The 22,467-nt window shown below is 70.4% G+C and carries 20 protein-coding genes; all 20 read left to right on the top strand.

Translation table 11 applies throughout. The annotated features are described in order from the left end of the window. Positions 1–3: 3 nt before the first annotated feature. Positions 4–1,068, top strand: coding sequence for a threonine synthase (gene thrC / locus ABZX67_RS22570; protein WP_355362896.1), 1,065 nt, complete (start codon positions 4–6; stop codon positions 1,066–1,068). 307 nt (positions 1,069–1,375) lie between these two features. Further along, positions 1,376–2,293 (top strand): homoserine kinase, encoded by a 918-nt coding sequence (gene thrB, locus ABZX67_RS22565; RefSeq protein WP_355362894.1) that lies wholly within the window; start codon positions 1,376–1,378, stop codon positions 2,291–2,293. A gap of 394 nt (positions 2,294–2,687) precedes the next feature. Continuing rightward, positions 2,688–4,769 carry a transcription termination factor Rho gene (gene rho / locus ABZX67_RS22560; protein ID WP_355362892.1) on the top strand — a complete coding sequence of 694 codons (2,082 nt, stop codon included), beginning with the start codon at positions 2,688–2,690 and terminating at the stop codon, positions 4,767–4,769. A 226-nt stretch (positions 4,770–4,995) separates the two neighbouring features. Then, the gene (locus ABZX67_RS22555) at positions 4,996–6,750 is read left to right on the top strand and encodes a trypsin-like serine protease (protein WP_355362890.1); all 1,755 of its coding nucleotides are present in this window, start codon (positions 4,996–4,998) and stop codon (positions 6,748–6,750) included. A 251-nt stretch (positions 6,751–7,001) separates the two neighbouring features. After that, positions 7,002–8,099 (top strand): LCP family protein, encoded by a 1,098-nt coding sequence (locus ABZX67_RS22550; RefSeq protein ID WP_355362888.1) that lies wholly within the window; start codon positions 7,002–7,004, stop codon positions 8,097–8,099. A gap of 154 nt (positions 8,100–8,253) precedes the next feature. After that, entirely contained in the window at positions 8,254–8,478 is a 225-nt protein-coding gene (gene rpmE / locus ABZX67_RS22545; RefSeq protein WP_355362886.1) for a 50S ribosomal protein L31, read from the top strand. Positions 8,479–8,589: 111 nt separating this feature from the next. Beyond that, a complete protein-coding gene (prfA, locus tag ABZX67_RS22540; protein ID WP_355362884.1) occupies positions 8,590–9,669 on the top strand; it encodes a peptide chain release factor 1 in 1,080 nt (359 codons plus the stop codon). Between the two features lie 26 nt (positions 9,670–9,695). Beyond that, the gene (prmC, locus tag ABZX67_RS22535; RefSeq protein WP_355362882.1) at positions 9,696–10,577 is read left to right on the top strand and encodes a peptide chain release factor N(5)-glutamine methyltransferase; all 882 of its coding nucleotides are present in this window, start codon (positions 9,696–9,698) and stop codon (positions 10,575–10,577) included. 38 nt (positions 10,578–10,615) lie between these two features. Beyond that, a complete protein-coding gene (locus tag ABZX67_RS22530; RefSeq protein WP_355362880.1) occupies positions 10,616–11,263 on the top strand; it encodes an L-threonylcarbamoyladenylate synthase in 648 nt (215 codons plus the stop codon). After that, a complete protein-coding gene (locus ABZX67_RS22525; RefSeq protein WP_355362878.1) occupies positions 11,260–11,904 on the top strand; it encodes a protein-tyrosine-phosphatase in 645 nt (214 codons plus the stop codon). Before ABZX67_RS22530 ends, ABZX67_RS22525 begins: the two co-directional genes overlap by 4 nt. Positions 11,905–12,213: 309 nt before the next feature. Beyond that, positions 12,214–13,491, top strand: a complete 1,278-nt coding sequence (gene glyA / locus ABZX67_RS22520; protein WP_355362876.1) for a serine hydroxymethyltransferase — start codon at positions 12,214–12,216, stop codon at positions 13,489–13,491. A 106-nt stretch (positions 13,492–13,597) separates the two neighbouring features. Further along, positions 13,598–14,911, top strand: coding sequence for an MraY family glycosyltransferase (locus tag ABZX67_RS22515; RefSeq protein WP_355362874.1), 1,314 nt, complete (start codon positions 13,598–13,600; stop codon positions 14,909–14,911). A gap of 262 nt (positions 14,912–15,173) precedes the next feature. Continuing rightward, positions 15,174–15,587 (top strand): hypothetical protein, encoded by a 414-nt coding sequence (locus ABZX67_RS22510; protein WP_355362872.1) that lies wholly within the window; start codon positions 15,174–15,176, stop codon positions 15,585–15,587. A gap of 225 nt (positions 15,588–15,812) precedes the next feature. Next, a complete protein-coding gene (gene atpB / locus ABZX67_RS22505) occupies positions 15,813–16,622 on the top strand; it encodes a F0F1 ATP synthase subunit A (RefSeq protein WP_355362870.1) in 810 nt (269 codons plus the stop codon). 85 nt (positions 16,623–16,707) lie between these two features. Continuing rightward, entirely contained in the window at positions 16,708–16,947 is a 240-nt protein-coding gene (gene atpE / locus ABZX67_RS22500; RefSeq protein WP_031073813.1) for an ATP synthase F0 subunit C, read from the top strand. A 41-nt stretch (positions 16,948–16,988) separates the two neighbouring features. Further along, positions 16,989–17,534, top strand: a complete 546-nt coding sequence (locus ABZX67_RS22495) for a F0F1 ATP synthase subunit B (RefSeq protein WP_031073811.1) — start codon at positions 16,989–16,991, stop codon at positions 17,532–17,534. Continuing rightward, entirely contained in the window at positions 17,531–18,346 is an 816-nt protein-coding gene (locus ABZX67_RS22490; protein ID WP_355362867.1) for a F0F1 ATP synthase subunit delta, read from the top strand. Before ABZX67_RS22495 ends, ABZX67_RS22490 begins: the two co-directional genes overlap by 4 nt. A gap of 126 nt (positions 18,347–18,472) precedes the next feature. Then, positions 18,473–20,062 (top strand): F0F1 ATP synthase subunit alpha, encoded by a 1,590-nt coding sequence (atpA, locus tag ABZX67_RS22485; RefSeq protein WP_355362865.1) that lies wholly within the window; start codon positions 18,473–18,475, stop codon positions 20,060–20,062. 20 nt (positions 20,063–20,082) lie between these two features. After that, a complete protein-coding gene (locus tag ABZX67_RS22480) occupies positions 20,083–20,997 on the top strand; it encodes a F0F1 ATP synthase subunit gamma (RefSeq protein WP_355362863.1) in 915 nt (304 codons plus the stop codon). Next, the gene (gene atpD, locus ABZX67_RS22475; protein WP_355362861.1) at positions 20,997–22,439 is read left to right on the top strand and encodes a F0F1 ATP synthase subunit beta; all 1,443 of its coding nucleotides are present in this window, start codon (positions 20,997–20,999) and stop codon (positions 22,437–22,439) included. Before ABZX67_RS22480 ends, atpD begins: the two co-directional genes overlap by 1 nt. Positions 22,440–22,467 lie beyond the last annotated feature (28 nt).

The following is a 22,467-nucleotide window of genomic DNA, read 5'->3' as shown; positions in this document are numbered from 1 at the left end:
CCCATGACCAGGACCCACCAGTGGCGCGGCATCATCGAGGAGTACCGGGACCGCCTTCCGGTTACGGACACGACGCCGGTCGTCACGCTCCGTGAGGGCGGTACGCCGCTCGTCCCGGCCCAGGTCCTCTCCGAGCGCACCGGCTGCGAGGTACACCTCAAGGTCGAGGGCGCGAACCCGACCGGCTCCTTCAAGGACCGGGGCATGACCATGGCCATCACCCGGGCCAAGGAGGAGGGCGCGAAGGCCGTCATCTGCGCCTCCACCGGCAACACGTCGGCCTCCGCGGCCGCGTACGCCGTGCGCGCCGGGATGGTCTCCGCCGTCCTCGTGCCGCAGGGCAAGATCGCGCTCGGCAAGATGGGCCAGGCGCTCGTCCACGGCGCGAAGATCCTCCAGGTCGACGGCAACTTCGACGACTGCCTGGACCTCGCCCGCGCGCTCTCCGACAACTACCCGGTCGCGCTGGTCAATTCGGTCAACCCGGTCCGCATCGAGGGCCAGAAGACCGCCGCGTTCGAGATCGTGGACATGCTGGGCGACGCCCCCGACATCCACGTCCTGCCCGTCGGCAACGCCGGCAACATCACCGCGTACTGGAAGGGTTACACCGAGTACGCGACGGACGGCATCGCCTCCCGCCGGCCGCGCATGTGGGGCTTCCAGGCCTCCGGCTCCGCGCCGCTCGTCCGCGGCCACGTCGTCAAGGACCCGTCGACCATCGCCACCGCGATCCGCATCGGCAACCCGGCCTCCTGGGACTACGCGATCGCCGCCCGCGACGAGTCCGGCGGCTTCATCGACGAGGTGACGGACCGTGAGATCCTGCGGGCGTACCGCCTGTTGGCCTCCCAGGAGGGCGTCTTCGTCGAGCCGGCGTCGGCCGCCTCCGTGGCCGGCCTGCTGAAGGCCGCCGAGCAGGGCAAGGTCGACCCCGGCCAGACGATCGTCTGCACGGTCACCGGCAACGGCCTGAAGGACCCCGACTGGGCGGTCGCCGGAGCGCCCCAGCCGGTCACCGTCCCCGTCGACGCGGCCGCGGCCGCCGAGCGGCTCGGCCTCGTGTAAGGCGCTTCGGCCACGCGTCGCGTAAGGGCTTCGGCCTCGCGCAAGGCGTTTCGGCCACGCCGGAAAGCCGCAAGCCACGCAGTACGGGACACAGGAGCACAGGAAGGCTCGCGACACGCATCGTGCGCCTCCTGTGCGCCCTATGTCGCCACAGAACCTTCCTTCGATAGGCTGTACCGAACCCACCCCGTCGCGTATGCCTCCGCATATGCCGCGGTACTGATGCCGTTGACACCGATACGGCCCCCGGGTCTTGCGTACGCCTCGTACAACCCCCGTCGTCAGAGTCAAGGAGAGTCATCGAGCGATGGCCGGTCCCGCGTTCCGCGCCGCCGCCGTCCGGGTGCGCGTCCCCGCCACCAGCGCCAACCTCGGCCCGGGCTTCGACGCCCTCGGCCTGTCGCTGGGGCTGTACGACGACGTCGTCGTCCGGGTCGCCGACTCCGGGCTGCACATCGACATCGCAGGCGAGGGTGCCGACACGCTCCCGCGCGACGAGAGTCACCTGCTCGTACGCTCCCTGCGCACGGCCTTCGACCTGCTCGGCGGGCAGCCCCGCGGCCTCGAGGTCGTCTGCGCCAACCGCATCCCGCACGGCCGGGGCCTGGGCTCCTCCTCGGCCGCCATCTGCGCCGGCATCGTCGCCGCCCGCGCGGTGACCATAGGCGGCGACGCCAAGCTCGACGACGCGGCGCTGCTGGAGCTCGCCACCGAGATCGAGGGCCACCCCGACAACGTCGCCGCCTGTCTGCTCGGCGGCTTCACGCTCGCCTGGACCGAGGGCGGCGCCGCCCGGGCGATCAGGATGGAACCCTCGCGTTCCATCGTTCCGGTGGTTTTCGTCCCCGGGAAGCCGGTGCTCACCGAGACCGCCCGCGGCCTGCTGCCGCGCACCGTCCCCCATGTGGACGCCGCGGCCAACGCCGGCCGCGCGGCCCTGCTGGTGGAGGCCCTGACCCGGCGCCCCGAGCTGCTGCTCGCGGCCACCGAGGACCGCCTCCACCAGGAATACCGGGCCCCCGCGATGCCGGAGAGCGTCGCGCTTGTGAACCGACTGCGCGCGGACGGCGTCCCCGCGGTCATCTCCGGTGCGGGCCCCACGGTGCTCGCACTGGCCGAGGACGGCGCGGCGGAGAAGGTCGCGCTCCTGGCGGGCGAGGGCTGGGCGGCCAACCGGCTCTCCCTCGACCTCTCGGGCGCGAGCGTGCTGCCGCTCGCGCCGTAGGTCTCCGCCGGAACACGGATTGCCGGTGTGGGAGAGGGGGAATGTTTGTTGGAGCCGGTAGTGTTAACCTCAAGTCTGCACCCGACGTCTTTGTGGCGCGGTGCTGAGTGTCCCCTTCCGGGACCACCATTCTTCCGGGAGCCTCCTCCACTGCCTGAGCAGCCTGCCTGAGCAGTTTCGAGCACGCTCCGGAACCGGCGCGCGACACCCCTCGCTTTTCCCAGGAGCGGGCCGAGCAGGGGGCCTCGGGCCGGACCCAAGCACGTATCTCTCTTTCCGCCGTACCCGGCGGGACCACCGCCCCGACACGGACCACAGATCAGGGACCGCTGTCGGACAGCACAACCGGTCGCCGAGCCAGAAGGCCGACGTCCGCTCCAGGGAAGGACCCTTCGTGAGCGACACCACCGATCTGATGGGCGTGACTGCCGACACCAGCGTCGACACCCCCGCGCCCGCCGCAGGTGCTGCCACTGGCACCACCTCACGGCGCCGCCGCTCCGGCACCGGCCTCGAGGGCATGGTCCTGGCCGAGCTGCAGCAGGTCGCGTCCGGCCTCGGCATCAGGGGCACCGCGCGGATGCGCAAGAGCCAGCTGATCGAGGTCATCAAGGAGGCGCAGGCCGGGGGCGCGGCCGCCGGTGCGGCCGGAGCCGCCGAGACCAAGCCGAAGCGCCGCGCCACCTCCAAGGCCCGTACGGGTGAGGAGGGCGCCACCGCCGCCAAGGCCGCCACCGCCAAGGCCGCCGACAAGGTGGAGAAGGCCGGCAGGGCCGAGGAGGCCGACGCCGCGCCCAAGACCGTGAAGGCCGGGCAGCCCGTCGCGCAGCAGCAGATCGAGATCCCCGGTCAGCCGGCCTCCGACGACCAGGCCGTCGGCGAGCGCCGCCGTCGCCGCGCCACCGCGCCGGCCGGCAGCCCCGAGGGCGACACCCGCACCGAGGCCCGCGCCGACGTGCGGACGGACGTCCGGACCGACGTCCGCACCGAGACCCGGACCGAGCCCCGTACCGACGCGCAGGGCGACGCCAAGGCCGAGGCCTCCGTCGACACCGCCGAGGCCGGCCGCCGGGACCGCCGCGAGCGCGGGGAGCGCGGGGAGCGCCGCGACCGCCAGCGTGACCGCCGCGACCGCGGCAAGGGCGAGGGCGCCGACCAGCAGGGCGGCGGCCAGCGCCAGCAGCGCCAGGGCGGCCAGCAGGGCCAGACCGGCCCGCAGGACGACTTCGACGACGAGGGCGGCCGCCGGGGCCGTCGCGGCCGCTACCGCGACCGCCGTGGCCGCCGTGGCCGCGACGACTTCGCCGCCGGTGAGCCGCAGGTCTCCGAGGACGACGTCCTGATCCCGGTCGCGGGCATCCTGGACATCCTCGACAACTACGCGTTCATCCGGACCTCCGGCTACCTGCCCGGCCCGAACGACGTGTACGTCTCCCTCGCCCAGGTCCGCAAGCACGGCCTGCGCAAGGGCGACCACGTCACCGGCGCCGTGCGCCAGCCCAAGGAGGGCGAGCGCCGCGAGAAGTTCAACGCGCTGGTCCGCCTGGACTCGGCCAACGGCATGGCCGCCGACTCCGGCCGCGGCCGTCCCGAGTTCAACAAGCTGACGCCGCTCTACCCGCAGGACCGCCTCCGTCTGGAGACCGACCCGGGTGTGCTGACCACGCGGATCATCGACCTCGTGTCGCCGATCGGCAAGGGCCAGCGAGGCCTGATCGTGGCCCCGCCGAAGACCGGCAAGACCATGATCATGCAGGCGATCGCCAACGCGATCACCCACAACAACCCCGAGTGCCACCTGATGGTCGTCCTCGTCGACGAGCGTCCGGAAGAGGTCACCGACATGCAGCGGTCGGTCAAGGGCGAGGTCATCTCCTCGACCTTCGACCGCCCGGCCGAGGACCACACCACCGTCGCCGAGCTGGCCATCGAGCGCGCCAAGCGCCTCGTGGAGCTGGGTCACGACGTGGTCGTCCTGCTCGACTCCATCACCCGCCTGGGCCGCGCGTACAACCTCGCCGCCCCCGCCTCCGGCCGCATCCTGTCCGGTGGTGTCGACTCGACCGCGCTCTACCCGCCGAAGCGCTTCTTCGGCGCCGCGCGCAACATCGAGGACGGCGGCTCGCTGACCATCCTGGCCACCGCGCTGGTCGACACCGGCTCGCGCATGGACGAGGTGATCTTCGAGGAGTTCAAGGGCACCGGCAACATGGAGCTCAAGCTCGACCGGAAGCTCGCCGACAAGCGCATCTTCCCGGCCGTCGACGTCGACGCGTCCGGTACGCGCAAGGAGGAGATCCTCCTCGGCAGCGATGAGCTCGCCATCGTCTGGAAGCTGCGCCGGGTGCTGCACGCGCTCGACCAGCAGCAGGCGATCGAGCTGCTGCTCGACAAGATGAAGCAGACGAAGTCGAACGCCGAGTTCCTGCTCCAGATCCAGAAGACGACGCCGTCGGCCGGAAACGGCAACGACTGACGATCCGTCAGGAAGCATTGAACCGCCCCCGTTACGCCAGTGACGGGGGCGGTTCGGCGTTGTAGGATCAGCGCGTCGTAGTGGGGGGGAACGCATTTACGAATGCGCTCACTGAGTCGACGGAGCCGCGCCCTGAAACACCGGGCCGCTCCGCGCCGTTGCCTTCTTTCCGGTGGCCTTCCGTGGCTCCTCTCCTCCCTGCGCGGACATCGAGAGGAGTTTCTGAGTGACATCTGCTCAGCGGAGGGCGCGCATAGCCCTTCCCGCGGCTGCCGCCGCATTCGCCCTGGGAGGTGCGCTGCTCGGCGGCGCCCCCGCCCAGGCGACCGACACCCAGCCGCTGTCCGGCGAGCGGACCGTGCGCCCGCTGCCCACGTCTTCCGAGGCGGAGCTGCGGGCACGGGTCGAGGGTGTCAAGTCCGTACTCAAGAAGGACGGGCCGGAGGAAGACGCCGGTGCCACGGGGGAGAAGCCCGCCCCGAGCGGCTCGTCGTCGTCCTCCACGGTCGACCCGAAGATCATCAGCGGCCAGCCGGCGTCGATCGCCGAGGCGCCGTGGATGGTGCAGCTGTACTACTACGACCCCGCCGACGGCACCGGCTTCTTCTGCGGTGGCTCGCTGGTCGCGCCGAACAAGGTCCTCACCGCCGCGCACTGCGTGTACGGCGTGAACTGGGCCCTCAACGGCACGGTGGTCGGCGGTACGGAGAAGCTGTTCTACACGACCGACGAGGGCATGGCCGTCGGCGTCGCCCGCCAGTGGGTGAACCCGGCGTACAACGACACCACCATCAACGGTGACGTCGCGGTCCTGACGCTCGACACCCCGCTGCCGTACCGGACGCTCCAGACGACGTCGGCCGACGACACCTTGTCGTACAAGGCGGGCACGCCGGGCACCGTCTACGGCTGGGGCCGGATCAGCTCCACCAGCGACGAGTCGGCCGAGGTCCTGCAGAAGGCCACCGTGCCGATGCGGGCCGACAGCTCCTGCTCGGCGTACTTCGGCTCCCACTTCGTCGCGGGCAACATGGTCTGCGCGGGCGAGCCGGCCTCCGGCCAGGACGCCGGCACCGTCTCGCCGTGCAACGGCGACTCCGGCGGCCCGCTGGTCGTCAACGGCCGTATCGCCGGTGTCGTCTCGTGGGGCGTCGAGGACTGCGTCGAGTCGGGCGCGTACGGCGTCTACGCCAAGACCAGCACCTACACGGGCCGCATCAACCCGCGGATCGACGACACGGACCTCAACTTCGACGGCCGGGCGGACCTCCTCGCCCGGACGAGCGGGGGCGAGCTCTTCGAGTACTACTCGCGGGGGACCACCGTCGGTGGCCGTGCCTCCCTCGGCGACTGGTCCGGGACGAACCTGATCCGTCAGGCCGACCTGCAGCGGGACAATTACGCCGAGTTCATCGTGCGCACGACCAACGGTGATCTGCACTGGTTCCACCCGGACTTCGCCGCGGGCGAGTACGTCGCGACCCGCATCGGCGGCGGCTGGGGCGCGATGAAGTCCATCACCCTGCCCGGCGACGTCACCGGCGACGCGCAGGCCGACCTGCTCGCCGTCGACACCGCCGGCGTCATGTGGACCTACCCGGGCCGTGGCAACGGCACCTTCGGCAAGCGCGTCCAGGTCGGCTCCGGCTGGGGCGTCCTCACCCTCACGGGCAAGGGCGACTACACCGGTGACGGCAAGGCGGACCTGCTGGCGCGGGACTCCTCCGGGTCGCTGTACGTCTACCCGGGCCGTGGCTCCGCGAGCGCTCCCTTCGGGAAGCGGACGTTCGTCGGCACGGGCTGGAACTTCACCGCGTACGCCGCCACCGGCGACGTGAACGGTGACGGCCGGGCCGACCTGTTCGCCCGCGACAAGGACGGCGTGCTGTGGTTCTACGCCGGCCGTGGCTCCGCCTCGGCGCCCTTCTCGCCGCGCACGAAGATCGGCAGCGGCTGGAACGCCTTCAACATCTTCGGCTGACGTCTTCGGCGGACCGTGGCGTGACCCCGGTCCGCCGGAGATCCGCGTCACAGTCGGGCCGGGCCCTCAACCCGCCCGCGTCCCGCCTGTGACCTGGGAAGAAGAGCACCTGTGCCCACCGTGCCCCGCACGGTGGGCACAGCGCTTTCTCAAACACCTCTCAGAAGTGCGTGCAACCCTGTGGGCCGCTTCCCCGTCTGACGCGGCAGGGGGAGGACGGGAGACCGAAGACCACGAGACCGAGGACACCCATGGCCCAGCAGGACCGCAGCCACAGCCGAATACGCGCCACCGGACGCCGCCGCAAGCCGCCCGCCAAGGGCCGCAGGGCGGTCCGCGTCGCCGCCTGGTCGGCGGCGGGACTGGCGGTCGTCGGCGGCGGCGGACTGGCCTACGGCTACGTCACCCTCAACGGCAACATCGACAGCGTCGACATCAACGCCCAGCTGCGCGACGACGACCGCCCCGAGGACGTCGACAACGGCTCGATGGACATCCTCGTCCTCGGCTCCGACACCCGCGCCGGTGCCAACGGCGCCTACGGCCGCGACGAGGGCGCCGCCCGCTCCGACACCGCGATGATCCTCCACGTCCACGAGGGCCACCGGAAGGCCAGCGTCGTCTCCGTACCGCGCGACACGATCGTCGAGCGGCCCGACTGCACCGACAAGACCGGCCGGGCCGTCCCCGGGCAGCGCAAGGCCATGTTCAACACGGCGTACGAGGTCGGCGGCCCGGCCTGCGCGGTCAAGACCGTCGAGGCGATGTCCGGCATCCGCATGGACCACTACATCGAGGTCGACTTCACCGGCTTCAAGAAGCTCATCGACGAGCTCGGCGGCGTCGAGGTCACCACCACCAAGCCGATCAAGGACCCGTCCAGCCACCTCGACCTGGCGGCCGGCACGCACACCCTGACCGGCGAGCAGGCCCTCGGCCTCGTACGCACCCGCAAGGGCGTCGGCGACGGCAGCGACCTCGGCCGCATCCAGCTCCAGCAGGCGTTCATCAAGGCTTTCATCGAGCAGGTCAAGAGCGTCGGCGTCTTCACCAGCCCCCAGAAGCTCTGGGGCCTCGCCGACACCGCCACCAAGGCCATCACGCCCGACGCGGAGCTCGACACCGTCAAGGAGCTCGTCGGCTTCGCCCGCGGCCTGCAGCAGCTCGGCCCCGACGACGTCCACATGATCACGCTGCCGGTGCGGTACGACCCCGCCGACCTCAACCGCGTCGTCCCGCTCCAGGCCCAGTCCCAGCAGGTGTGGACCGCCCTGCGGCAGGACCGGCCGATCCCCGCGTCCGCCACGAAGGACGCCGCCACGGGCACGGCCCAGGGCGTGGTCGAGTAGCCCGGACCGGCTCGGGAACGGCTCCGGAATAGATTCGGACCCACCCCGGTTTTGGGAGATACGGCCGGTCCTGGCAGACTGGTACGTCGGCCCCGGTTCACGCACGCGCATCCCGCCCGTGCGACCCGGCGCCCTCCCGAAACTAGGAGACACCTTGAAGCGCGACATCCACCCCGAGTACGTCGAGACGCAGGTCAGCTGCACCTGTGGCGCGTCGTTCACCACCCGTAGCACGATCCAGGGCGGCAACATCCGTGCCGAGGTCTGCTCCGAGTGCCACCCGTTCTACACGGGCAAGCAGAAGATCCTCGACACCGGTGGCCGTGTGGCCCGCTTCGAGGCCCGCTTCGGCAAGAAGGCTGCCGGCTCCGCCAAGTAGCGAGCCCCTGCGCCGGTCTCCGGCCGCCCCGGCGAGGGGCGGCCGGGACCGGCGTTTGCCGTCTCACTCCCGCAGCAGCCACCAACCCGCGTACGAAAACCAGGAGCACCGATGTTCGAGGCGGTCGAGGAACTGATCGGCGAACACGCCGACCTCGAGAAGAAGCTCGCGGACCCCTCCGTCCACGCCGACCAGGCCAACGCGCGCAAGCTCAACAAGCGCTACGCCGAGCTGACCCCGATCGTCGCCACCTACCGCGCCTGGAAGCAGACCGGCGAGGACATCGAGACGGCCAAGGGGTTCGTGGCCGACGACCCCGACTTCGCCGCCGAGGTCAAGGAGCTGGAGAAGCAGCGCGAGCAGCTCACCGAGAAGCTGCGCCTGCTGCTGGTCCCGCGCGACCCCAGCGACGACAAGGACGTCATCCTGGAGATCAAGGCGGGCGCGGGCGGCGACGAGTCCGCCCTCTTCGCCGGCGACCTGCTGCGCATGTACCTCCGGTACGCCGAGCGCGTCGGCTGGAAGACCGAGATCATCGACGCCACCGAGTCCGAGCTGGGCGGCTACAAGGACGTCCAGGTCGCCGTGAAGACCAAGGGCGGCAACGGCGCGACCGAGCCCGGCCAGGGCGTCTGGGCGCGCCTGAAGTACGAGGGCGGCGTGCACCGCGTGCAGCGCGTGCCGGCCACCGAGTCGCAGGGCCGCATCCACACCTCCGCCGCCGGTGTCCTCGTGACCCCGGAGGCCGAGGAGATCGACGTCGAGATCCACGCCAACGACCTGCGCATCGACGTCTACCGGTCCTCCGGCCCCGGCGGCCAGTCCGTCAACACCACCGACTCGGCCGTCCGCATCACCCACCTGCCGACCGGCATCGTCGCCTCCTGCCAGAACGAGAAGAGCCAGCTCCAGAACAAGGAGCAGGCCATGCGTATCCTGCGCTCCAGGCTGCTCGCCGCCGCCCAGGAGGAGGCCGAGCGCAACGCCGCGGACGCGCGCCGCAGCCAGGTGCGCACCGTCGACCGGTCCGAGAAGATCCGGACGTACAACTACCCGGAAAACCGCATCTCGGACCACCGGGTCGGCTTCAAGGCGTACAACTTGGACCAGGTGCTCGACGGCGACCTGGACGCCGTGATCCAGGCCTGCGTCGACGCCGACTCCGCGGCGAAGCTCGCCGCGGCCGCGTAAGACACATCCCCGTACGGAGGACCAGCGTGCAGCGACATTCTGGGGGACGACCCCCAGGCCCCCGCACTCTGCTGCTTGCCGAGGTGGCCCAGGCCACCCAGCGGCTGGCCGACGCCGGCGTACCCTCACCGCGCTTCGACGCCGAGGAGCTCGCCGCGTTCGTGCACGGCGTCAAGCGGGGAGAGCTGCACACCGTCAAGGACGCGGACTTCGACGCCCGCTACTGGGAGACCATCGCCCGGCGCGAGGCCCGCGAGCCGCTCCAGCACATCACCGGACGGGCCTTCTTCCGCTACCTGGAGCTCCAGGTCGGCCCCGGCGTCTTCGTACCGCGCCCGGAGACGGAGTCGGTCGTCGGGTGGGCCATAGACGCCGTCCGCGCGATGGACGTCGTCGAGCCGCTCATCGTCGACCTGTGCACCGGCTCCGGCGCCATCGCCCTCGCCATGGCCCAGGAGGTGCCGCGCTCCCGCGTGCACGCCGTGGAGCTGTCCGAGGACGCCCTGGTGTGGGCGCGCAAGAACGCCGAGGGGTCCAGGGTCACCGTCCACCACGGCGACGCCCTGTCCGCCCTCCCCGAGCTCGACGGCCAGGTCGACCTGGTCATCTCCAACCCGCCGTACATCCCCCTCACCGAGTGGGAGTACGTCGCCCCCGAGGCCCGCGACCACGACCCGGAGATGGCGCTCTTCTCCGGCGAGGACGGCCTCGACACCATCCGCGGCATCGAGCGCACCGCCCACCGCCTGCTGCGTCCCGGCGGCCTCGTGGTCATCGAGCACGCCGACACCCAGGGCGGCCAGGTGCCGTGGATCTTCAACGAGGAAGCCGGCTGGACGGACGCTGCCGACCACCCGGACCTGAACAACCGCCCGCGCTTCGCGACCGCGCGCAAGGCGACGCCATGACACACGAGACCGTGTACGTGTACGAGGAGGCCCGTTAAATGGCTCGGCGATACGACTGCAACGACGCGACCGACCGCACGACCGGCCTGCGTGAGGCCGCGTCCGCCGTCCGCCGCGGCGAGCTCGTCGTGCTGCCCACCGACACCGTGTACGGGATCGGTGCGGACGCCTTCAGCGCGGAGGCCGTCGCCGACCTGTTGGCGGCCAAGGGGCGCGGCCGCAACATGCCGACCCCGGTCCTGATCGGCTCGCCCAACACCCTGCACGGCCTGGTCACGGACTTCTCCGAGCAGGCGTGGGAGCTCGTCGACGCCTTCTGGCCCGGCGCGCTGACCCTGGTCACCAAGCACCAGCCGTCCCTCCAGTGGGACCTCGGCGACACCCGCGGCACCGTCGCGATCCGGATGCCGCTGCACCCGGTCGCCATCGAGCTGCTCACCGAGGTCGGCCCGATGGCCGTCTCCTCGGCGAACCTCACCGGGCACCCGTCCCCCGAGGACTGCGACGCCGCGCAGGGCATGCTCGGCGACTCCGTCTCGGTCTACCTGGACGGCGGCCCGACGCCCGGCAACGTCCCGTCGTCGATCGTCGACGTCACCGGCAAGGTCCCGGTCCTGCTGCGCGCGGGCGCGCTCTCCGCGGACGAGCTGCGCAAGGTGGTACCCGATCTCGAGGTGGCCAATTGACCGCCCCTGAGGGGCGTGGCATAGGCGGCACGGAGACCGACACCTTCCGCATCCTCCACGTCAGCACCGGCAACGTCTGCCGCTCGCCCATCACCGAGCGGCTGACCCGCCATTTCCTCTGCGACCGCCTGGGCGACCCCCTGGGCGGCGGCCTGGTCGTGGAGAGCGCCGGCACCTGGGGCCACGAGGGCGCCCCCATGGAGGCCAACGCCGAGATCGTCCTCGCCGACTTCGGCGCGGACGCGAGCGGCTTCGTCGGCCGCGAGCTGCTCGACGAGCACGTCATCCGCGCGGACCTGGTCCTCACGGCGACGCGCGACCACCGGGCGCAGGTCATCTCGATGGGCCACAGCGCGGGCCTGCGCACCTTCACCCTGAAGGAGTTCACCCGCCTGGTGCGGGCGATAGACCCGGCCACGCTCCCCGACCCGTCGAGCGACGGCGTGGTCGAACGCGCCCGCGCCCTGGTCCGCGCGGCGGCGGCCCTGCGCGGCTGGCTGCTGGCCCCGAGCGCGGAGGCGGACGAGGTCAACGACCCGTACGGGGCGCCGATCACGTTCTTCCGCTCGATCGGCGACGAGATCCAGCAGGCGCTGGATCCGGTGGTGACGGCGCTGACCGGGGTGCCCACGCCGCGCTGACCGGCCTCGTGGGGGTGCCGACGCCGCGCTGACCGGATCTCCCGCCGGACGGAGTCCGGCGCAGCGTCCCGAAGCATGCGAGGCCCCCTGGGCCGAGCAGCGCGAGGGGCGCGTCGGAAAGGGGCTCCAGCAGGCGCTGGACCCGGTGGTGACGGCGCTGACGGGGGTGCCGACGCCGCGCTGACCGGCCTCGTGGGGGTGCCGACGCCGCGCTGAGGCGCTCTCGCGGGCCTTTCACGCGGCGCCGAGCGGGGCGCGGGCCTACATTGGAGCCTGGATACGGGGGCACGCCCACGCCTGGAGCCACAGATGCCGGTCACCGCTGCTGCCGCCGCCGACGCGCGTCTCGCCGCGTACGGCCCGGATGCCGACGCCCTGCGCCGGCAGGACCCCCAGATCGCCGACGTACTGGCCGGCGAGGCGCGGCGGCAGGCCGACGGGCTGCAGCTGATCGCCGCCGAGAACTTCGTCTCGCCCGCCGTGCTCGCCGCCCTCGGTTCGCCGCTCGCCAACAAGTACGCCGAGGGCTACCCCGGCGCCCGCTACCACGGCGGCTGCGAGTTCGCGGACGCCGCCGAGCGGCTCGCCGTCGAGCGGGCCACCGCGCTCTTCGGGGCGGACCACGCGAACGTCCAGGCCCACTCCGGCTCGCAGGCCGTCCTCGCGGCGTACGCGGCGCTGCTGAGGCCTGGGGACACCGTCCTGGCGATGGGCCTGCAGTACGGCGGGCACCTCACCCACGGCGCACCGGCCAACTTCTCCGGCCGCTGGTTCGACTTCGTCCCGTACGGCGTCGACGCCGAGTCCGGGCTCGTCGACTACGACCAGGTCCGCGTCCTCGCCCACGAACACCGGCCGAAGGCGATCGTCTGCGGCTCGATCTCGTACCCCCGGCACCTCGACTACGCGGCCTTCCGCGAGATCGCCGACGAGGTCGGGGCCTGCCTGATCGCCGACGCCGCCCACCCCATCGGGCTGGTCGCGGGCGGCGTGGCGCCCAGCCCCGTCCCGTACGCCGACGTCGTCTGCGCGACCACGCACAAGGTGCTGCGCGGGCCGCGCGGCGGCATGGTGCTGTGCGGCGCGGAGCTCGCGGAGCGGATGGACCGGGCGGTGTTCCCGTTCACGCAGGGCGGCGCGCAGATGCACACGATCGCGGCGAAGGCGGTGGCGTTCGCGGAGGCGGCCACCGACGAGTACCGCGCGTACGTCCGGCGGGTCGTGGCGAACGCGCGGGCGCTCGCGGAGGCGCTCGCCGCCGAGGGGTTCGCCGTCACCACCGGCGGCACCGACACCCACCTGATCTCCGCCGACGCCACGCCCCTGGGCGTGGACGGGCGCGTCGCCAAGGCCCGCCTGGCGGCCTGCGGCATCGTGCTGGACACCTGCGCCCTGCCGTACGGCGACGGGCGCGGCATCCGCCTCGGCACGGCGGCCGTGACGACGCAGGGGATGGGCACCGCGGAGATGGCGCGGATCGGCGCGCTGTTCACGGCGGCGCTGCGGGCGGACGACGCCGAGAAGGCGCCGCGCGTCCGCTCCGATGTGCGTGAACTCGCCGAAGGATTTCCCCCGTATCCGGGGTAGAAGCGGGGCCGTGGAACCGTAGCCGCCGCCCGCGTGTCCTCAAGCACAGGGCCATCGGGACTAGGGTGTGGGGCTGAGATGGCCAGCGATTCCTGTGGGGCAGCCCGTGCGTGATTACCTGCTGACGCTCTGTGTCACGGCCGCGGTGACCTATCTGCTGACCGGTCCGGTGCGGAAGTTCGCCATCGCGGCCGGCGCGATGCCGGAGATCCGTGCCCGCGACGTACACCGAGAACCGACGCCGCGGCTCGGCGGCATCGCCATGTTCTTCGGGCTGTGCGCCGGCCTGCTCGTCGCGGACCACCTGCACAACCTCAACAGCGTCTTCGAGCTGTCGAACGAGCCGCGGGCCCTGCTGTCGGGCGCCGCGCTGATCTGGCTGATCGGCGTGCTGGACGACAAGTTCGAGATCGACGCGCTGATCAAGCTCGGCGGGCAGATGATCGCCGCGGGCGTGATGGTGATGCAGGGTCTGACCATCCTGTGGCTGCCGATCCCCGGCGTCGGCACGGTCGCGCTCACCCAGTGGCAGGGCACGCTGCTGACCGTCGCCCTGGTGGTCATCACCATCAACGCGGTGAACTTCGTCGACGGTCTCGACGGCCTCGCGGCCGGCATGGTCTGCATCGCCGCGGCCGCGTTCTTCCTCTACGCGTACCGGATCTGGTTCGGGTACACGATCGAGGCCGCCGCCCCGGCGACGCTCTTCGCGGTGATCCTCATGGGCATGTGCCTGGGCTTCCTGCCGCACAACATGCACCCGGCGCGGATCTTCATGGGCGACTCCGGCTCGATGCTGATCGGCCTCGTCCTCGCCGCCTCCGCCATCTCCATCACCGGCCAGGTCGACCCCGACGCGCTGAAGATCTTCGAGGGCTCGACCCGCCAGGCCACGCACGCCGCGCTGCCGGTCTTCATCCCGCTGCTGCTGCCGCTGACGATCATCGCGATCCCGATGGCCGACCTGGTCCTCGCCATCGTGCGCCGCACCTGGAACGGCCAGTCGCCGTTCGCCGCGGACCGGGGGCACCTGCACCACCGGCTGCTGGAGATCGGGCACTCGCACAGCCGCGCCGTGCTGATCATGTACTTCTGGTCGGCGCTGATCGCCTTCGGCACGCTGGCCTACTCGGTGCACTCGGCGTCGATGTGGATCGTGCTGGTGATCGTCGCGCTCTCCGCGATCGGCCTGGTGCTCCTGCTGCTGCCCCGCTTCACGCCGCGCGCCCCGCGCTGGGCGGAGTCGTTCGTTCCGCCGCGCTACCGGCGCCGCAAGCCGGCGGTGGAACCGCTGCCCTCGGTCGCGTACGAGGAGGGGGGCGAGGAGCGGGTGCCCGTCCCGGCGGGTGTCAACGGAGCGACCGCGCTGGGCGCCCGTTCCACCCTGCCCGACCGGCGGAAGGCCGGAACGCGCGGTTGACGAAAGCCGCGGATGCGCCCATTACCACCCATAAGGGCGCGCTGTCGCGCACACACGCGCGGTGTCACTCTCATGTGTGAGAGTTGGCACACCTCTGAGTAAAGACCTATTCAAATAGTTTGTGATACCGTTCACGAGTACCCGGCGACACAGTCGAGGGACCGTAGTGCGACGGTTCCTGGGCCCCGAGACCCACCTCGGACCGGGCTTACGCTCGTCCATGACGACACCACTGCCCCCACCAGCAAGCGGAGATGCCGCCATGCCGTCCAACGACGCCCGCACCCTCCTGCACACCGCCGTACCAGCCGTTGCCGCCGGCGCCATCGCGACCGTCGTCAGCGGCGTGGTCGCCGGTGGCGAGGGAGCCATCGGCGCCGTCGCCGGCACGCTCGTCGTCGTCTTCTTCATGGGCATCGGGCTCGTGGTGCTGCAGCGGACGGCAAAGTCGATGCCGCAGCTCTTCCAGGCCATGGGCCTCATGCTGTACACGGCCCAGCTGCTGGTGCTCTTCATCTTCCTGAGCCTGCTGAAGGGCACCACGCTCTTCGACTTCAAGGCATTCAGTCTCACGCTGCTCGCGACGACCGTCGTCTGGGTCGCGGCGCAGGCGCGTGCGTACATGAAAGCCAAGGTCCTCTACGTCGAGCCCGAGAAATCGGGGTCCACGACGTGAGAGGTAGGGCCGGGATAAATGCGCGTTCGAGATGCTGCTATCGTCCGGTGCCAACTGCGGCACTGCGGGCGCGGGCATCCGAGCTGACGCCTGTCCCAGCGCGAGGCTCGACGCCGAACCGCCGCCCCCTTATCCGTAAGACCAGTCCAGTGCCGAACCGCGGCTCCATGCCGCGCCGACACAACGAGGTTGCCGTACCTATGCGCCACGCTGAAGGAGCCCGCGGTGAGTGCTGACCAGACGCTTGCCTTCGACCCGAGCTGTCACATCTTCACCGGATGCGGCTTCCCGGCGCCGGGCCTCCACACGTTCATGTACGAGCCCATCGCCAACATCGGCGGTTTCGAGTTCACGAAGCCGATGCTGCTGGCCCTGCTGGGCTCGATCCTGATCGTCGGGTTCTTCTGGGCCGCCTTCGCGAAGCCGAAGCTCGTCCCGGGCAAGCTCCAGATGGTCGGCGAGGCCGGGTACGACTTCGTGCGCCGCGGCATCGTCTACGAGATCATCGGCAAGAAGGACGGCGAGAAGTACGTCCCCTTCATGGTGTCGCTGTTCTTCTTCGTCTGGGTCATGAACCTCTGGTCGATCATTCCGCTCGCCCAGTTCCCGGTCACCTCGCTGATCGCCTTCCCGGCCGGCCTCGCCCTGATCGTCTACGTGATGTGGGTCAGCCTCACCTTCAAGAAGCACGGCTTCGTGGGTGGCTGGAAGAACATCACCGGCTACGACAAGTCGCTCGGCGCGATTCTGCCGCTGATCGTGTTCCTCGAGTTCTTCTCGAACCTGATCATCCGGCCCTTCACGCACGCGGTGCGACTGTTCGCGAACATGTTCGCCGGTCACCTGCTGATCGTGATGTTCTCGCTGGCGAGCTGGTACCTGCTGAACGGCATCGGCATCGCCTACGCGGCCACGTCGTTCGTGATGGTCGTCGTGATGACCGCCTTCGAGCTCTTCATCCAGGCCGTCCAGGCGTACGTCTTCGTCCTCCTGGCCTGCAACTACGTGCAGGGCGCGCTCGCCGAGCACCACTGATCGGCCCGGCCCCCCGCCACCCCAAACCACCAGACGTCCGGTGGCCAACCCCCACCGGATCCTTGAAAGAGAAGGAAGAACCGGCATGTCCGCTCTCGACAACCTCGCCGCTGTCACCGGAAACGTCGCCTCCATCGGCTACGGCCTCGCGGCCATCGGCCCCGGCGTCGGCGTCGGCATCATCTTCGGTAACGGCACCCAGGCCCTCGCCCGCCAGCCCGAGGCGGCCGGTCTGATCCGTACCAACCAGATCATGGGTTTCGCCTTCTGTGAGGCGCTCGCCCTCATCGGCATCGTCATGGGCTTCGTCTACCCGTCCGCCTGATCCGGACCGGCAGACCAACCCCTTTCACGGAAGGCACTGATGTGAACGCTCTGTTCCTTGCGGCAGCGGAGGAGCCCCAGCCTCCTCTGATCCCGCATCTCGACGAGCTCGTCATCGGCCTGATCGCCTTCGTCATCGTCTTCGGCTTCCTGGCCAAGAAGCTCCTCCCGAACATCAACAAGGTTCTGGACGAGCGTCGCGAGGCCATCGAGGGCGGCATCGAGAAGGCCGAGTCGGCCCAGATCGAAGCCCAGAGTGTGCTGGAGCAGTACAAGGCTCAGCTCGCCGAGGCCCGTCACGAGGCCGCGCGGCTGCGTCAGGAGGCGCAGGAGCAGGGCGCCGCGATCATCCAGGAGATGAAGGCGGAGGGCCAGCGCCAGCGCGAGGAGATCATCGCGGCCGGCCACGCCCAGATCGAGGCCGACCGCAAGGCCGCGGCGACCGCGCTGCGCCAGGACGTGGGCAAGCTCGCCACCGACCTGGCCGGCAAGCTGGTCGGCGAGTCCCTCGAGGACGTCGCCCGCCAGAGCCGCACCATCGACCGCTTCCTCGACGAGCTCGAGGAGAAGGCCGAGGCCGCCCGATGAACGGAGCGAGCCGCGAGGCACTGGCCGCCGCCCGCGAGCGTCTCGACGCGCTGACCGACAACACGTCGGTCGACGTGGCGAAGCTCGCCGGCGATCTGGCCGCCGTCACCGCGCTGCTCGACCGCGAGGTATCGCTGCGTCGGGTCCTGACCGACCCGGCGCAGGCCGGCGAGGCCAAGGCCGAGCTGGCCGCGCGACTGCTGAGCGGTCAGGTGGGCGGGGAAGCCGTCGACCTGGTCTCCGGCATGGTCCGCTCCCGCTGGTCGTACTCGCGCGACCTGGTCGACGCGCTGGAGGCGCTGGCGAACACCGCCGACCTCTCCGCGGCGCAGAAGGCCGGCGCGCTGGACGACGTCGAGGACGAGCTGTTCCGGTTCGGCCGGATCGTCGCGTCCAGCACCGAGCTGCGGGCCGCGCTGACCGACAAGGCCGCCACCGCGTCCGCCAAGGGCGAGCTGCTGCGCAGCCTGCTCGGCGGCAAGGCCAATCCGGCCACCGAGCGGCTCGTCGTGCGTCTTGTGACGCAGCCGCGGGGACGTAGCCTGGAGGCGGGACTCGACTCCCTGTCCAAGCTCGCCGCGGCGCGCCGGGACCGGATGGTCGCGGTGGTCACCTCGGCGGTGCCGCTCACCGACCAGCAGAAGCAGCGCCTCGGCGCCGTACTGGCGAAGCTGTACGGCCGGCAGATGCACCTGAACCTGGACGTGGACCCCACGGTCCTCGGCGGGATCACGGTCCGCGTCGGCGACGAGGTCATCGACGGCACCGTCGTGAACCGTCTCGCAGAGGCGGCCCGGCGGCTGGCCGGCTGAGGCCACCAACTCAACAAGCGTTACCTACGGCCCGGTTGGGCCGTGCACAGGATGCAGAAGTTCTGGGGGGAGCCCCCAGATCCCCCAAAGATACTTCGGGCCCAACAAGGAGAGCAGGGAACCCAGATGGCGGAGCTCACGATCCGGCCGGAGGAGATCCGGGACGCGCTGGAGAACTTTGTCCAGTCGTACAAGCCGGACGCGGCCTCGCGCGAGGAGGTCGGTACGGTCAGCCTGGCCGGCGACGGCATCGCGAAGGTCGAGGGTCTGCCCTCGACCATGGCGAACGAGCTGCTGAAGTTCGAGGACGGCACCCTCGGCCTCGCCCTCAACCTCGAGGAGCGCGAGATCGGTGCCATTGTCCTCGGTGAGTTCAGCGGCATCGAGGAGGGCCAGTCGGTCACCCGTACCGGCGAGGTCCTGTCCGTCGCCGTCGGCGAGGGGTACCTGGGCCGGGTCGTCGACCCGCTCGGCAACCCGATCGACGGCCTCGGCGAGATCGAGACCAGCGGCCGCCGCGCCCTTGAGCTGCAGGCCCCCACGGTCATGCAGCGCAAGTCGGTGCACGAGCCGATGGAGACCGGCTACAAGGCCGTCGACGCGATGACCCCGATCGGCCGTGGCCAGCGTCAGCTGATCATCGGTGACCGCCAGACCGGCAAGACCGCCCTGGCCGTCGACACGATCATCAACCAGCGCGACAACTGGCGCTCGGGCGACCCGAAGAAGCAGGTCCGCTGCATCTACGTCGCCATCGGCCAGAAGGGCTCCACCATCGCGTCCGTGCGCGGCGCGCTGGAGGAGGCCGGCGCCCTGGAGTACACGACCATCGTCGCCGCCCCGGCGTCCGACCCGGCCGGCTTCAAGTTCCTCGCGCCCTACACCGGCTCGGCCATCGGTCAGCAGTGGATGTACGAGGGCAAGCACGTCCTCATCGTCTTCGACGACCTCTCGAAGCAGGCCGACGCCTACCGCGCCGTGTCCCTGCTGCTGCGCCGTCCGCCGGGCCGTGAGGCCTACCCGGGTGACGTCTTCTACCTGCACTCGCGTCTGCTGGAGCGCTGCGCCAAGCTCTCCGACGACATGGGTGCCGGCTCGATGACCGGTCTGCCGATCGTCGAGACCAAGGCCAACGACGTCTCGGCGTTCATCCCGACCAACGTCATCTCCATCACCGACGGCCAGTGCTTCCTGGAGTCCGACCTGTTCAACGCCGGTCAGCGCCCGGCCCTGAACGTCGGTATCTCGGTCTCCCGTGTCGGTGGCTCCGCCCAGCACAAGGCGATGCGCCAGGTCTCCGGCCGTCTCCGCGTGGACCTCGCCCAGTACCGCGAGCTGGAGGCGTTCGCCGCCTTCGGTTCCGACCTGGACGCCGCGTCGAAGGCCGCCCTGGAGCGCGGTAAGCGCATGGTCGAGCTGCTGAAGCAGCCGCAGTACCAGCCGATGGCGACCGAGAACCAGGTCGTCTCCGTCTGGGCCGGCACCACGGGCAAGATGGACGACGTCCCGGTCAACGACATCCGCCGCTTCGAGCGCGAGCTGCTGGACTACCTGCACCGCGACCACAAGGGCCTGATGACCTCCATCCGCGAGGGCGCCAAGATGTCGGACGACACCCTCCAGGCCGTCGGCGACGCCATCGCCGCGTTCAAGAAGCAGTTCGAGACGTCGGACGGCAAGCTCCTTGCCGAGGACGCCCCGGCCGCCTCGAAGTGACGACGGAAGGGACCTGACTCATGGGAGCGCAGCTCCGGGTCTACAAGCGTCGCATCCGGTCCGTCACCGCGACGAAGAAGATCACCAAGGCGATGGAGATGATCGCCGCCTCGCGCATCGTCAAGGCGCAGCGCAAGGTGGCGGCCTCCACGCCGTACGCGACCGAGCTCACCCGCGCGGTCACGGCGGTGGCGACCGGATCGAACACCAACCACCCGCTGACCACGGAGGCGGACACCCCGACCCGTGCCGCGGTCCTGCTCGTCACGAGCGACCGCGGTCTGGCCGGCGGCTACTCCTCCAACGCCATCAAGCAGGCCGACCGGCTCACCGAGCGGCTGCGCGGCGAGGGCAAGGAGGTCGACACGTACATCGTCGGCCGCAAGGGTGTCGCCTACTACGGGTTCCGCGAGCGCAAGGTCGCGGAGTCGTGGACCGGCTTCACCGACAGCCCGAGCTACGCGGACGCCAAGAAGGTCGCCGCGCCGCTCATCGCGGCCGTCCAGCAGGACACCGCAGAGGGTGGCGTCGACGAGCTGCACATCGTCTTCACGGAGTTCGTGTCGATGATGACGCAGACGCCGGTGGACAACCGGATGCTGCCGCTCAGCCTCGACAAGGGCACGGAGGAGACGGGCAAGGGCGAGATCCTGCCGCTGTTCGACTTCGAGCCGTCGGCGGAGGACGTCCTCGACGCCCTGCTGCCGCGCTACGTCGAGAGCCGGGTCTACAACGCCCTGCTGCAGGCCGCCGCCTCCGAGCACGCGGCCCGTCGCCGGGCGATGAAGTCGGCGACCGACAACGCGGGCGAGCTGATCAACACGCTTTCCCGACTTGCCAACGCGGCCCGCCAGGCCGAAATCACCCAGGAAATCAGCGAGATCGTCGGTGGCGCCAGCGCCCTGGCCGACGCGACCGCGGGGAGTGACAAGTAATGACGACCACTGTTGAGACGGCCGCCGCCACGGGCCGCGTCGCCCGGGTCATCGGCCCGGTCGTCGACGTGGAGTTCCCCGTCGACGCGATGCCGGAGATCTACAACGCGCTGACCGTCGAGGTCGCGGACCCGGCCGAGGACGGCAAGAAGAAGACGCTGACGCTCGAGGTCGCCCAGCACCTCGGCGACGGCATCGTCCGCGCCATCTCCATGCAGCCCACCGACGGCCTGGTCCGCCAGGCCCCGGTGACCGACACGGGCGCGGGCATCTCCGTCCCGGTCGGCGACTTCACCAAGGGCAAGGTGTTCAACACCCTCGGTGAGGTGCTGAACCTCCCGGAGGAGAACGCCAACGTCGGCGAGCGCTGGCCGATCCACCGCAAGGCCCCCGCCTTCGACCAGCTCGAGTCCAAGACCGAGATGTTCGAGACCGGCCTGAAGGTCGTCGACCTTCTCACCCCGTACGTCAAGGGTGGAAAGATCGGTCTGTTCGGTGGTGCCGGTGTCGGCAAGACCGTTCTGATCCAGGAAATGATCATGCGTGTCGCCAACCTCCACGAAGGCGTTTCCGTCTTCGCGGGCGTCGGTGAGCGTACGCGTGAGGGCAACGACCTCATCCAGGAGATGGAGGAGTCCGGCGTTCTGGACAAGACCGCCCTGGTCTTCGGCCAGATGGACGAGCCCCCGGGCACCCGTCTGCGCGTCGCCCTGGCCGGTCTGACCATGGCGGAGTACTTCCGCGATGTGCAGAAGCAGGACGTGCTCTTCTTCATCGACAACATCTTCCGGTTCACCCAGGCCGGCTCCGAGGTGTCCACCCTGCTCGGCCGTATGCCGTCCGCGGTGGGTTACCAGCCGAACCTGGCCGACGAGATGGGTCAGCTGCAGGAGCGCATCACCTCGACGCGTGGTCACTCGATCACCTCGATGCAGGCGATCTACGTCCCCGCGGACGACCTGACCGACCCGGCCCCGGCCACCACCTTCGCCCACCTCGACGCGACGACGGTTCTCTCCCGTCCGATCTCCGAGAAGGGCATCTACCCGGCCGTGGACCCGCTGGACTCCACGTCCCGGATCCTGGACCCGCGCTACATCGCGCAGGACCACTACGAGGCCGCCATGCGCGTCAAGGGGATCCTCCAGAAGTACAAGGACCTCCAGGACATCATCGCGATCCTCGGTATCGACGAGCTGGGCGAGGAGGACAAGCTCGTTGTCCACCGTGCCCGTCGCGTCGAGCGCTTCCTGTCGCAGAACACCCACGCGGCGAAGCAGTTCACCGGTGTGGACGGTTCGGACGTGCCGCTCGACGAGTCGATCGCCGCGTTCAACGCGATCTGCGACGGCGAGTACGACCACTTCCCCGAGCAGGCCTTCTTCATGTGCGGTGGTCTCGAGGACCTGAAGAAGAACGCCAAGGAGCTGGGCGTCTCCTGAGCCACGCGCTTCCGAGCGCCGCTGACTC

Source organism: Streptomyces sp. NPDC003036, from assembly GCF_040611175.1.
Taxonomy (GTDB): domain Bacteria; phylum Actinomycetota; class Actinomycetes; order Streptomycetales; family Streptomycetaceae; genus Streptomyces.
The sequence above is the reverse complement of the archived record's forward strand: the minus strand, read 5'-3'. Positions and strand labels throughout refer to the sequence as shown.